Genomic DNA, 13,866 nt, shown 5'->3' with positions numbered 1-13,866 from the left:
AACATCATGGATACAACCCGGCATCAACACGACGACCTTGCCATCCGCTACGGCCAAGCCAGCTTGGCCGGGCGGAAGGAGGTCAACGAAGATTGCCTGGGAATCCGGATACCCGACGACGACGCCTTGAAAGCCAAAGGATTCGCCGTGATCATCGCCGACGGCGTCTCCGCCGCCGAGGCCGGACGGGAGGCGGGCGAGATCTGCGTGCAAGGGTTTCTGAGCGATTACTTCAGCACCCCCGACACCTGGCAGGTCAAGACCGCCGGACATCGAGTTCTTTCTTCCTTGAACCGCTGGCTCTTTGGGAAGGGGCAGGTCTTCGCCGAAGAGCATAAAGGATACGTCTGCGCCATGAGCGCGGTCGTCGTCAAATCCCGTTCCGCCCATCTGTTCCACGTCGGGGACACCCGCGTTTACCGGTTGTTCGACGGTTCTCTGGAGCTCCTGACCGAGGATCACCACACTTGGGTTTCCGCGAACACCCGGTATCTCGCCCGGGCGATGGGACGGTCGTTGGATCTGAACATCGACTACCGCCGGGTATCTCTGCAACCGGGCGACGCCCTCTTCCTTTGCACCGACGGTGTCCATGACGTCATCGACGGCGACGAATTGTTGCAATTCCTCAAAGCCGACGACGACGATCTCGACGGAGTCTGCGCCCGAATCGCGACCCGAGCGCTGGAGAAAGGGAGTCCCGACAACATTAGTTGCCAGATCGTCCGCCTCGACCGGCTCCCGGGCCCCGACGCCGCGGATGTTTACGCCGAACTGGGGAAACTCCCGTTCCCGCCTCCCCTGGAGCCCGGCATGAAACTGGACGGCTATCTTGTCGAACAGATCCTCGACGAGAGCCCCCGCAGCCAACTCTATCTGGTCCGCGACACCGAGACCAACGAGCGGGCCGTGATGAAGACTCCTTCCGCCCGTTTCAATGACGACGCCGCCTACATCGAACGGTTCATCCTGGAGGAATGGATCGGCTCCCGGATCGCCAGTCCCAAGTTGGTGAAGGTCGTTCCCAAACGAAGAAGTCCGCAGTTTCTCTTTTACCTGATGGAGCCGCTCGAAGGCCGGACGCTGACCGAATGGATCCGGTCACACCCGCGTCCCGAAATCGGCTCGGTGATCGAGATCGTCGGTCAGATCATCGACGGCCTCAGAGCCCTGCACCGCCGGGAAACCCTCCACCAGGACCTCAAGCCGGACAACATCATCGTCAGCTCCGACGGAACCGTAAAGATCATCGACTTCGGATCCGCCCATGTGGCCGGCGTCCATGAAACCAATGTGCCCTTCGAGCGAAGAACCGAACTCGGCACCCGTCGTTATTCCGCCCCTGAATACGCCCTCGGCCGCCGACCCTCCCCCCGGTCCGATCTCTTTTCCCTCGGCATCGTCACCTACGAACTCCTCACCGGCGGCGAGGCCCACCCTCTGGGCTCGAAGTTCGAAAAGGCCCAAGGCCTCCGGGAGTTCGCCGCCCTGCAATATCAACCGGCCTCCCGCCTGAACCCGATGGTTCCACCCTGGCTCGACGCGGCCCTGGAAAAAGCGCTCGCCATCAATCCGGAACGCCGTCACGAAGCCCTCTCCGAATTCCTCGCCGACATCAGCCATCCGAACCCCACGCTCTTGAAGGAAGCCGACCTCCCCCTCATCGAACGCCGCCCCCTTCTGTTTTGGAAGACCCTCTCCACCCTATTGACCACCCTCGTCGTCATCCTCCTGATCCTCTTGGCGAACCAATAAGCTTCCTTCGATCTCGCCGAATTCCCACGACCACAAACCCACAAAGTAGTGGGGTTGGCTCTGCCGCCCCATTTCCCTGGTGCTCGATAATCCAAAATCATCGACTTCGCTCTCGACGCGGGTGGCCGTCGTCGTTTGGACCGTCCTTAGCCGCCGCGGTCGGGCGGCGGAGCCAACCCGACCACGGGGATACTCGCCGAATCGGCTCAACGACACACCCCACCGCTCTCAAGAGGGGAACTCCTTATACGCCGATCCCCTCTTGAGGGGGGGACCATTCGCAAGCATGGTGGGGTGTGTCGGTGCCTCCAACAAAGTAGTGGGGTTGGCTCTGCCGCCCCATTTCCGTGGTGCTCCGATAATCCGCAATCCTCGACTTCGCTCTCGACGCGGGAGGCCGTCGTCGTTTGGCCTTCCTTAGCCGCCGCGGCCGGGCGGCGGAGCCAACCCGACTACGGGTAGACTCGACGAATCGGCTCAACGACACACCTCACCGCTCTGGCGAGCGGTCCCCCCATGCGCCAGCATGGTGGGGTGTGTTTCTTTCCCCATTCATGAATTCCATTCATAACCCGAATGAATATCACGAGTTGAGCTAATTTAACCATTTCCGCTCCTTGGCACGCATCCGGCTATGACCTGGTATCATGAACGGGTCATTCACTTCCGAACAGAAACAATACCTCGATGGATTCTTCACCGGATTGAACCAAAGGGGGGGCCGCACCTCGGAAAGACGCCCCCATCCCGCCTCACCTGCGGCGCCAAACACCTCCGCCGATACCGAGGAGACCGTCTACGGCACGCCGGTGGACGATCTCGTGAAAGAGGAACGGATCAAACTGGAGCGAAACGGTCTCGATATCTGGGAAACCATCGTAACCGATTCGGAAGCAGACCGCTTCCCGACGGGCGACGATCTTTTTCGCTACAAGTTCCATGGATTGTTTCACGTCACACCTGCGCAGGATTCGTTCATGCTCCGCTGCCGGATTCCGGGATGCGTGCTCAAGTCTCATCAATTGACCGGACTCGCGGAGATCGCGGAGGATTGGGGCGGAGGTTACGCCGACATCACCACCCGCGGGAATTTCCAGATCCGCGAAATCATGCCGAAAAACACCGTGTCGACGTTGATTAAACTCGACGAACTCGGTCTCACTTCCAAAGGTTCCGGGGCCGACAATGTGCGCAACATCACCGCGAGTCCGACCACCGGATTCGATCCGGATGAAATCATCGATGTCATGCCCTTCGCCAAGGCGATGCACCATTACATCCTCAACCATCGCGAGCTCTACGGCCTCCCCCGCAAATTCAACATCGCGTTCGACAACGGCGGTCGCGTTTCCGCCTGCGCCGATACCAACGACATCGCATTCTACGCGGTCAGAGTTGGCGAAAACCGGAGCGTTCCTCCGGGCGTTTACTTCCGGGTCCAACTTTGCGGTATCACCGGCCACAAGCAATTCGCCAGCGACTGCGGGCTGCTTATCGACCCCTCCCAGGCGGTCCCGCTGGCCGCCGCCATGATTCGCGTCTTCATCGAACATGGCGACCGCACCAATCGAAAAAAGGCCCGCCTGAAATATTTGGTCGACCGTTGGGGAACCGACAAATTCCTCGAAGAGACCGCGCGAAAACTTCCGTTCGAACTCACCCGGTTTCCCCTCGACCAATGCGAACCGCGCGGTCCCACTTTCCCCCACGGACATGTCGGGATCTACGATCAAAAAGGGGACAACCTGAACTACATCGGAATCGTCATTCCCGTCGGTCGGATGCTCCCGGGACAAATGAAGGCGATCGCATCCATCGCCGACCGATTCGGCTCCGGCGAGGTTCGCCTCACGGTCTGGCAAAACCTGATCATTCCCGGCATCGCCGACGCCGACTTGCCCCAAGTGAAAGAGGCGATCCTCGAAGCCGGATTCCATTATTCAACCACGGCGGTTTCCGGCGGACTAGTCGCCTGCACCGGCAACACCGGCTGCAAATTCGCCTCCTCCAACACCAAGGGCCAGGCGGTCGAACTCGCCCGTTTCCTCGAAGATCGAATCGACCTCGACCAACCGATCAACATCCACCTGACCGGCTGCCCCCACTCCTGCGCCCAACACTACGTCGGCGACATCGGTTTGATCGCGACCAAGGTCAAATCCGGAGAAACCTCCGTCGAGGGTTACCACGTCGTCCTCGGCGGCGGAGTCGACGAACGCCAGGCGATCGCCCATGAGGTATTCCAATCGATTTCGTTCGCCGACTTGAAGGAACTGATTTTCCACATTCTCAAAACGTATCTGGCCCATCGGAAGGAACAGGAAACATTCTGGCAGTTCAACCGTCGCCACTCGGCCGAGGAATTGAAACGCCTGTTCAGCCCGGCTCCGTATCCATCCAACTGATTCAACCACGATGCCCGTCACCGAAGAGTCTTTGATCGACCGTCTCCTGACCGAGCAGGCCAAACTGGAAACACCGGTCGGCCTCTTCTCCGAGCGTCACGATGGCGCGGAACCGTCGCTCGCCCGTTACTACAAACAGTTGATCCCACTCTCCCGTCCCGGATCGGGCGAACAGTATGGTTTTCAAGTCGACCTCGACAAATGCACCGGTTGCAAGGCTTGCGTTTCGGCCTGCCACAGTCTGAACGGATTGGACGACGAGGAAACCTGGCGCGATGTCGGTATCCTGCACGGAGGAACTCCGGCCGAACCGTATCAGCAAACCGTCACCACCGCCTGCCACCATTGCGCCGACCCCGCTTGTCTGAACGGTTGTCCGGTCCTGGCCTATGAGAAAGATCCGATCACCGGCATCGTCCGGCACCTCGACGATCAATGCATCGGCTGCCAGTATTGCGTCCTGAAATGCCCCTACGACGTGCCGAAGTATTCCAAGGCGCTCGGCATCGTCCGCAAATGCGACATGTGTCACGGCCGCCTCGCCGACGGCGAAGCCCCGGCCTGCGTGCAAGCTTGTCCGACCGAGGCGATCCGCATCAACATTGTCAATACAGAGGAACTGACCCGCGACGCCCGCCGCGACCGTCGTTTCCTTCCCGGCGCGCCGTCTCCCGACTACACCGTTCCGACCACCCGCTACGTCACGAAACGGACGATTCCCGAAAATGTCCGGGGAGGCGATAACACCGCTCTTCGACCGGAGCATGCCCACTTCCCGTTGGTGTTCATGCTTACCTTGACTCAGCTGTCCGTCGGACTCTTCACCGTTTCCCTCGGCACGGGCTCCGGCCCGGTCGGAACGGTCGCGAATGGATCCGCCTTCCTCGTTCTCCTCCTCGGCCTCGCCGCCTCCACCGCCCACCTCGGTCAACCGCTCGGCGCCTGGCGCGCTTTCCTCAACCTCCGGCGTTCGTGGCTGAGCCGAGAGATCGTCGGGTTCGGTCTTCTGGCCGGCGTCGCCGCGGCCTACACGATCGCCCCGTGGATCGGTCTTCTTTCCGACTCGCAAATTCAACTCCTCGGTCTCGGCACCGTCGCCACCGGTTGGCTGGGAGTGTTCTGCTCGATCATGATCTACCACGACACCCGCCGGGAGGCATGGCGTTTCCCGGTCAGCGCGGCTAAATTCTTCGGAACAACCGCCGGACTGGGCTTAACGAGCTTCCTCGCCATCTCAGCCGTCATCGGCGAGGCTACCGACCAAGGCGTCCTGACCGTTGCCGCAGTCGCTCTCCTTTCCGCCAAACTCGCCTTCGAAGCAGGCCGCCTCCGTTTCGCCTTCGGGCTCCCTTTCGATTCCCGCCGGAAATCCGCGCAGTTGATGCTGAAGCCTCTCCGCCACCTGACCACGGCCCGGTTCTCGGCCGGTGTCGCGGGAATTTTCTTCCTCTTAGTCGCCGCCTTCCTGCCCGGTTCCCCGCTAATTCCGATGGTCGCGGGCGTCGGCTTTCTCCTCGTAACCGTCGGCGAACTACTCGAACGAACTCTTTACTTCAAAGCGGTGGTCGCGCCGAAGATGCCTGGAAGTTTCTAACACTCGAAAAATCGACATGGATCTCGTCCAGACCCTCAAAGATCACTTGCAACTCCGCCGCCGCGAGGGGGTGTTGACCGACCGTCTCGTGCAGGATCCCGGAGCGTTCGGTCTCGGCAGAGTCCCGCGCGCCGCCAAGCCGGACGCCACCGTCCCGAGCGTTTGCGGGTTTTGCTCGACCGGGTGTTCGTTGAAGATCCATTTACAAAACGGAGAAGCGGTCAACTTGAGTCCAAATTCCGAATACCCGGTGAACCTCGGCATGGCCTGTCCGAAGGGATGGGAAGCGCTGGCTCCGTTGTCGGCCGGCGATCGGCTGACCATGCCTCTGCTCAAAGACAACCAAGGCCGTCTCGCGGAGGTTCCATGGTCCACCGCGCTGGAGGCGTTCACGACCCGGTTTAAATCGATCCAATCCCAACACGGCAACGGGTCCGTCGCCTATCTCAGCACCGGTCAAATCGTCACGGAAGAGATGGCCTTTCTCGGCGCCTTGGCGAAATTCGGCATGGGTATCCTCCATGGCGACGGCAATACCCGCCAATGCATGGCAACTGCCGTCGCCGCCTACAAACAATCGTTCGGGTTCGACGCCCCGCCCTACACCTACCAGGACTTCGAAGAATCGGATCTGCTCGTCTTCGTCGGGGCCAATCCTTGCATCGCCCACCCGATCATGTGGCAACGGGTCATGCGGAATCCCAACAATCCGGAGATCGTCGTGATCGATCCGCGTAGAACCGAAACGGCGATGGCCGCCACCCGGCACCTTCCGCTCCGTCCCAAATCCGACCTGATTCTCTTCTACGGACTCGCCAAATGCATCGTCGACCTCGGTTTGATCGACCGGGCTTACATCCGGGATCACACCGCTGACTTCGAGGCGTTCGCCGAATTCCTCCAAGACTACGATCTCGAAACGGTCTCCCGGCAAACCGGCGTATCCACAGAACAGATTCATTCGTTGGCCCACATGATCGGCGACGGCCGACGAGTCTCCTTCTGGTGGACGATGGGGGTCAACCAAAGCTACGAAGGGGTCCGCGTCGCCCAGGCGATCATCAATCTCGCTTTGATGACCGGCAACATCGGGCGTCCCGGAACCGGCGCCAATTCGATCACCGGCCAGTGCAATGCGATGGGCTCCCGGCTTTTCAGCAACACCACCAATTTGCTCGGCGGACGCAACTTCACCGATCCCCTCCACCGCGAGACCGTCGCCCGGCGACTCAGCATCGCGGTCGGCTCCATTCCCGACCAGCCAAGCTTGGCTTACGACCAGATCATCGACGGCATCGAGAGCGGCGCGATCAAGGGATTGTGGATCATCGCGACCAACACCGCCCACTCCTGGATCAACCAGACGCGCTTCCGCCGCCTCCGGGAGAAGCTCGATTTCCTGGTGGTCCAGGACATGTATTACAGCACCGACTCCGCCCTCCTGGCCGATCTCGTTCTGCCCGCCGCCGGATGGGGAGAGAAGGACGGAACCTTCATCAACTCGGAACGCCGCATCGGCCGGACCCGCCGGGTCAGGAAGGCACCCGGACAAGCGTTGTCGGACTTCCGGATTTTCCAATTGATCGCCCACAAATGGGGATGCGCCGAACCGTTCGAGGAATGGAAATCGCCCGAAGCGGTTTTCCAGATCCTGAAACGCTTGAGCCGAGGTCAACCTTGCGACATCACCGGCATCCGCGACTATGACCACCTCGACGCCGAGGGGGGCATCCAATGGCCCTACCCCGATGGGTCCCCAGCACCCGCCAAGCATCGGCGGTTGTTCGAGGATGGAAACTTTTACTTTCCCGACCGCCGGGCTCGTTTTCATTTCGAAGCCCCCCGGAAGATGCCGGAAGCTCCCGACCGAAGATTCCCCCTGCTCCTCCTGACCGGCCGGGGAACCTCCTCCCAATGGCACACCCAGACCCGCACCGCGAAATCGGATGTCCTGCGCAAGTTGTATCCGGAAAGTATTTACGTGGAAATCAATCCCGCCGACGCCCGCGCCAGAGGGATCGCCGACAATGACACCGTCGCGGTGAGTTCCCGGCGCGGCCGCATCGAAGCGCGGGCCGTTCTCCGCGAAACCGTCCAACCCGGCCAGGTTTTTATCCCGATGCATTACGTCGAAACCAACGAACTCACCTTGGATTCTTTCGATCCGTATTCCCGCCAACCCTCCTACAAGGCCTGCGCCGTCCAAGTCGACGCAGTCCCTTATAAACGAACTTTAAAATCATGAACGCACCAACTTCCAACGTTCCTTACATTCCCGACAATGCCCCGTTCTCCATCGAACAACGGGCCTGGCTCAACGGCTTTCTCGCCGGAATGTATTCAGAAAGTCCCGCCACCGCGACGACCGATGGACCAGTGGCCGCCGTCCGGCCGGTGACCATCCTCGTCGGCTCCCAAACCGGCACCGCCGAGGCCGTCGGGAAGCAGGCGGCCAAACGCCTGAAGTCGCTGGGATGCGACCCGAAAGTCGTCGTCATGACCGACAGCTCGGTCGAGGCCCTCAAGGAGACGGCGACGCTCCTGTTGATCACCAGCACCTACGGCGACGGTGAGCCGCCCGACAACGCCCGGAACCTCCACGCCGCCCTGATGGCGGAAGAGGTCCCGCGTTTGGAGCACCTTGAATACGCCGTGCTCGGCCTGGGCGATTCGTCCTACCCCGATTTCTGCCAATGCAGCCGCGACTTCGATCGGCGGTTGGAGGAACTCGGAGCCAAACGGATCGTTCCCACCATCGAGTGCGATGTCGACACCGACGAGCCATTCGAACAATGGATACGTTCCCTGGAGGCTCCGCTCGGCGAAGAAGGCACGCTCGGCCCCGGACCGGCCCAAGAGGATACGCCGACCAAGGAAACGGAATGGTCGAAGAAGAATCCGTTTCCCGCCACTCTGTTGAAGAGTGTGAACCTGAATAAACCGGGGTCGGCCAAAGAAACCTATCACGTTGAAATCTCCCTCGCCGGTTCCGGTCTCGATTACGAAGTCGGCGACGCGCTCGGAGTCGTTCCGGTAAATTGCCCGGAGTTGGTGGAGTCTATTCTCGAACTCACCGCGCTGACCGGGGACGAACCGGTTTCGCCAAGGACGGAGGAAAAGCCAATTCCGTTGCGGGAGGCGCTCCAGAACCACTTCGACCTCCGCTCCTTGAATCTCCCCTTGATCCAAGCCTATTTGAAACTGGTGGAGGATCCCGAACTGGCCGAGATCGCCGCGGATAAAACCCAATTGACCGACTACCTGTGGGGACGCGAAGTCTATGATTTGATCGCCCGCCGTCCCCAAGCCTTCGCCTCCCCCGAAGCCCTCACCGGATTTCTCCGGATACTGCAACCGCGGCTTTATTCAATTTCATCGAGTCCGAAGGCCCATCCGGGAGAAGTTCATCTGACGGTGGGAAGAGTCCATTACGAAACCCACGGTCGGGAGCGGAAAGGCGTCTGCTCGACCTATCTGGCCGAGCGGGTGCCGGTCGGCGAAACCATTCGGGTCTATCGCCACACCAACCACAATTTCCGTCTGCCGGAGGATGACTCCGTTCCGGTGGTGATGATCGGTCCCGGCACCGGAATCGCCCCATTTCGGGCATTCCTGGAGGAACGCGAAGCCCGGAAAGCGAAAGGCCCGAACTGGCTCTTCTTCGGCGATCAACATATGGCGACCGATTTCCTTTACGAAGACCAGATCGACGCCTGGTTGAAATCGGGATTATTAACCCGATTCGACACCGCTTTTTCCCGCGATCAGAAGGAGAAAGTCTATGTGCAGGATCGTATCCTTGAGGCCCGGGACGAATTAGCCAAATGGATCGAAAACGGGGCCTGCATTTATGTCTGCGGCGACGCCCGGCGCATGGCCCGCGACGTCGACGCCGCCTTGCACAAAGTTTGCGAATTTGCCGGACGAACTCCCGAACAGGCGGCGGCGTTCATCGAAACACTCAAGAAGGAAAAGCGGTATCAGCGGGACGCCTATTGAAACCACGGATCCGTTCTTCAATAGCCGAATCGAACCCGGATTTGTACAATAAAGAAGGCCGTCCAATCAGGACGGCCTTCTTATCTAAATCGAATGAAAACGACGCGAATTATTTCTTCTTCGCCTTGCCCCGACGTTTGGTCGGCGCCGCCTTGGTATCACCTTCGGCTTTCACGTATTTGGCGACGGTCAACGGGCTGACACCAATGGTCCGGGCGATCGCCGCATTGGTCTTGCCAGCGGCTTTCAATTGGCGGATCTGATCGATAGTTTCCGGAGTAAGACCCCGCCCGCGGGAGCTCTTCCCCTTGCTGCGTTCACCTTGATCGATCTCTTGCAACGCCTTGATAAACTCCCGGCGGCTCTTGAACCCGAACTGTTCATGGGCGGTGGCGACCTTCTTATAATCTTCGAGGATCGCTTTCGCTTTCTCCTGTTGTTCCAAGACCTTCTTAGCTTCAGAATAATTCATAAGCAATCACTGATACGCACTCGACATGCATTCGTCAAACATAAATTAATGGCAAAGATAAATCCGTCGACCCTCGGCAAAAAGAATCTTCCGGCAGTATTTGATCGCTTAAAATCGATATCGGTATCGTTATATTTCCGCGCGGAAGCTTCCGATTTCCGCGATGTTTCGGCCTATTACGCTTCTTGATTCAATAGACCAAATTAGCACCAAAATCGGGAATTCTACCCGCCTCGACATCTTTTGCCCACTGATCCAACCGGCCGCGATCCATCGACCAAAATGAGCGGCAAAGCCGAAAATATTCCAAAACGGTTTCCCGTTCGCCCGCCACCAGGAGATCCCTTGCCAGGCTCATGTTAGGCCCAAACGTATTCATCTGCGGCGACCCCGGGCTCCGTCCCGCTGCCAACAAATGAGTCTTCGCTGTTTCGATGTCGCCATCTCGAATGGCGAGACGGCCGAGGACTACATGGGAATCCTGCACCGCATTTCCGTAATTCCAATCTCTCGTGAATTTCGCCGACAACTCTTCCAGCCTCAACGCATGGCGTCGAGCCTCCTCAAATTTGCCGATATTGAATCCCTCTTTGGCGACAGCGTTCAATGCGTAAAATTCTTCACGTTCCGTCGTCGCGGCAGCGAGTTCCTTGACGGCAGCATCGTAGCGTCCCTGCACAGTCATAGGTATGCCCATATCGCACGCCACAAATAAGAACAGACAACCCGCCAACATAAAAAGGTGTTTTTCTCTCATCCGATGCTTTTATCCCTGGTTGTAATGGGCGCCCTTCGCACCGCCGTCCGGGGAAAAGGCGAAACCAAGCCCGATCGGCAGGCCCGGCCACTCTTCTCCAGCCCTTCCTTGCCCTATCGAATGGGATGGCTCTGGCGGAAGCCGTTGAGAATGAGGTTGATTCCGGGAGTCCATAAGCCGACACGATGACTTCATTTACTATAAATGGCGAACATTAACGAAACTCCGATCTTTCCTACGATGGCACGGATTGGTAAGAAAAAAGACCAGTTTCAGATTCGGGAGCACCTTGACGCCCGGGTCCATGGCTGTGCCATAGAAGCCAACATCCGGGCTGCGCCCGGATTCAAGGCGGAGCCTCTTGGAGTTCTCCGCGTCCCCGCGGAGCTTTCGAGCGCGTTATCTATAGGTTTCGACGGTCACGATTTGTCGGACCGACGTGCGCCGCCACGAAAAAAAGACGAAGCGGATGACGCTTCGCCGACGGCGCTAACTCAGCTGTGTTGTCGTCGGGCGAGGCCCGATGCCACGCACGAACCGCTCGCATCAACAGGTCCGCCCGCCCGGGGCTGGGCGGACGGAAAGGCGGGCGGGATTATGCCGCCTGGTCCTTGGTGAATTCGTCGTACTGGCGTTTGGCCTCTTCCTTGGAAAGGCCGTATTTCTCCTGGAGCTTGCCGATGATCTCATCCTTGCGTCCTTCGACAACGTCGAGGTCATCATCGGTCAGCTTGCCCCAGCGGGTTTTCATTTTCCCTTTGAGCTGCTTCCAGTTTCCCTTCATCCGATCTTCGTTCATTACGGTTTCCTCCTCTTTTGATGTTCTTCTTAACTCCTGGGGACCATGCCCCCGCTTGCTTTTACTCTCCGGCCAGTCGGGCGTTTTGACAAGGGACGCGCCCTGCCCGAGCGATGTTCGCCCGTCGGCGGCTACGGCTGGAGGTCGACCTGGATCCGCCAGAATGCCAAAGATCCTGCCGGGAGCTGTTCGTCGCGGAAGGTGTGCCGCGCCCACGGGAGCGGTTCGCGACCGGTCTCGAAGACCGTCTCCCAAGTGGCGAGATCGGTGGACCGTTGAATCGTGGACGGAAAGCCGAAAAGGCTGCTGAAGCCGATATCGGCCGAACTCCGGGCGTTTGCCAGAGCTTCCAACGAGACCCGCGGTGGGTGCTCTTTCTGCGCGAGCAAATTCGGCTCCTCCCAGATGTTGAGGAGGTAACGGAAAGCCGCCGGCAGCCGTGCCCGCCATGCCGCCTCGTTATGGCCGTGACCGCAGCCGATGACGTGCAACAGGTCGGCGTTGGGAGCGTATCCTTGCTTCAGATACATGTCGTAGGCGTTCCAGCCCGGATCCCACATGCTGGCGCCCTCGGTGGTGCCCCAGTCGAGGTATTTTACGATCTTCTTTTTTTCACGGGAAGCGAGCTGCGCCATGTAATTCGGGGAGGTCCAATAGGCGGGTGAAAGAATCCCGACCTTGCCGAACGCATCGAAATCACGGCCCAGGTAAGTGGAGATAACGCCGCCCATCGAGGAGCCGGCGGTAAAGGTGTTCGCGGGACCGGTGAGCGTCCGGTAATCCGCGTCGGTCGCCGGGAGCACGTCGTGGATGAGGTAAGCCGCGTATTTGTCCCCCACCCCGGCGGAGCCCTGGTAGCTGTCGACCGGCGGGAGGTATTCGCGGACGCGGTTGGGGCTGTTGTCGATGCCGACGATGATGGTTTCGCGCATCCGGCCCTCACGGATTTCGCGGGTCGCCGTCGCATCGGCCGACCAGGAGCCGAACGGACCGCCGGGATCGAAGACATTTTGGCCATCGTGCAAGTAGATCACCGGATATCGGCGCGTGGTGTTTTCGGTGTAGCCGCGGGGAAGATAAATCCGGACAGTCCGCGACGGAATTTCGGAATAGCTGGAATCGACGATGCGGGTGACAATCCGCGGCGGGCTGACGGTTGGAGGTGGCGGGTAGTTGAAGACCTGTTTATCCTGCAGCCACAACACGTCGAGAGTCGTGTAGTAATTATTTAAACCGTAGCCCGGATTGGTGCTATTGTCCCAGAGGCCGGCGCCATTGTGGAGCACAAACTCGATGCCTTCGCCCGCCTCGCCGATGCCGGAAAGTTTGTAACGGTGTTCGCCTTCGGTGCGCCCGGGCCCGACACGATCCATGGGAAGAGTGACCCAATCCGTTCCGCGACGGTAGTGGAGGAAGGCCTGCGTCCAGGTGGAGTGGTAAAAGATAGTTTTGCCCTGGTAAGGCGCATCCGGTTGCGCCGGCACCTGACGCGTCTGCACTGGGGTAAGATCAACGCTGTTGGAGGCGATGCAGTAGGCGGTGCTCGCGGTATTGCGGGAGATGAGTTTGTACTGGAGCTCAGTGCCTGCCTGAACCGCAATATCGGCGACCCAGATGTCGCCGGGGGTCCAGCGGAGCTTCACCGCCCGGGTGACATCCCATGCCCCCAGGTCCGGGTGATCGCCGAGGACGAAGAGGCTCACGCCGGGACTGACGGACTCGGTATGAGAGAATGCCATCGGCACCCGGAGCGGACTTGCCGCTTCGGCGGAAAGGATGACGGCGAGGAGGAAGGCGAAAACGGCGAAGCGGCAGGAGAACCCTTTGCGGCGGCGAAGATCGTGGGGAACTGGAGCGTTTGGATGGAGAAGCATTCTCCGCGAGCGTAGATGCCCGGAGCGCTTTGCCAAGATTATTGGACGGTGATGGGGGGTGGAGCGCCCGCAACCCCATGTATCTGGGGCTCCTTTTCGGATTAGTTGCCTGGGCTTTTGTCTTGGGGGGACCTGCTGGCGTTCGCGCCACACCTGCTGTAGATGAACCGATTTCAGATCGAACCCGAGGAACGCGCGCTTTCGGTGATTT

General features: G+C 59.6%; 9 protein-coding genes. 5 read left to right on the top strand and 4 right to left on the bottom strand.

Annotated elements, in window-relative coordinates:
- Positions 1–6: 6 nt before the first annotated feature.
- From ACWUI2_RS10045 to ACWUI2_RS10025, 5 genes are all read left to right on the top strand, one after another.
- Positions 7–1,755: a bifunctional protein-serine/threonine kinase/phosphatase gene (locus ACWUI2_RS10045; RefSeq protein ID WP_486982722.1), complete on the top strand. Its 1,749-nt coding sequence runs from the start codon at positions 7–9 to the stop codon at positions 1,753–1,755.
- A 647-nt stretch (positions 1,756–2,402) separates the two neighbouring features.
- On the top strand, positions 2,403–4,160 hold the full coding sequence (locus ACWUI2_RS10040; protein ID WP_486982721.1) for a NirA family protein: 1,758 nt from the start codon (positions 2,403–2,405) through the stop codon (positions 4,158–4,160).
- A gap of 10 nt (positions 4,161–4,170) precedes the next feature.
- Positions 4,171–5,754, top strand: coding sequence for a DmsC/YnfH family molybdoenzyme membrane anchor subunit (locus ACWUI2_RS10035; RefSeq protein ID WP_486982720.1), 1,584 nt, complete (start codon positions 4,171–4,173; stop codon positions 5,752–5,754).
- 16 nt (positions 5,755–5,770) lie between these two features.
- Positions 5,771–7,999, top strand: a complete 2,229-nt coding sequence (locus ACWUI2_RS10030) for a molybdopterin oxidoreductase family protein (RefSeq protein WP_486982719.1) — start codon at positions 5,771–5,773, stop codon at positions 7,997–7,999.
- Positions 7,996–9,753 carry a sulfite reductase subunit alpha gene (locus ACWUI2_RS10025; RefSeq protein ID WP_486982718.1) on the top strand — a complete coding sequence of 586 codons (1,758 nt, stop codon included), beginning with the start codon at positions 7,996–7,998 and terminating at the stop codon, positions 9,751–9,753. The genes ACWUI2_RS10030 and ACWUI2_RS10025 overlap by 4 nt, the downstream gene beginning before the upstream one ends.
- Before the next feature lie 109 nt (positions 9,754–9,862).
- On the opposite strand, the gene ACWUI2_RS10020 is transcribed toward ACWUI2_RS10025, so the two are convergent.
- From ACWUI2_RS10020 to ACWUI2_RS10005, 4 genes are all read right to left on the bottom strand, one after another.
- Positions 9,863–10,225 (bottom strand): helix-turn-helix domain-containing protein, encoded by a 363-nt coding sequence (locus ACWUI2_RS10020; protein WP_486982717.1) that lies wholly within the window; start codon positions 10,223–10,225, stop codon positions 9,863–9,865.
- A 190-nt stretch (positions 10,226–10,415) separates the two neighbouring features.
- A complete protein-coding gene (locus tag ACWUI2_RS10015; RefSeq protein ID WP_486982716.1) occupies positions 10,416–10,982 on the bottom strand; it encodes a hypothetical protein in 567 nt (188 codons plus the stop codon).
- Positions 10,983–11,577: 595 nt separating this feature from the next.
- Positions 11,578–11,781, bottom strand: a complete 204-nt coding sequence (locus ACWUI2_RS10010; RefSeq protein ID WP_486982715.1) for a CsbD family protein — start codon at positions 11,779–11,781, stop codon at positions 11,578–11,580.
- Positions 11,782–11,912: 131 nt separating this feature from the next.
- Positions 11,913–13,655, bottom strand: coding sequence for an alpha/beta hydrolase-fold protein (locus tag ACWUI2_RS10005; RefSeq protein WP_486982714.1), 1,743 nt, complete (start codon positions 13,653–13,655; stop codon positions 11,913–11,915).
- Positions 13,656–13,866 lie beyond the last annotated feature (211 nt).

This window comes from Verruconatronum alginivorum, from assembly GCF_056590205.1.
This window is presented reverse-complemented; position numbering and strand designations above follow the sequence as displayed.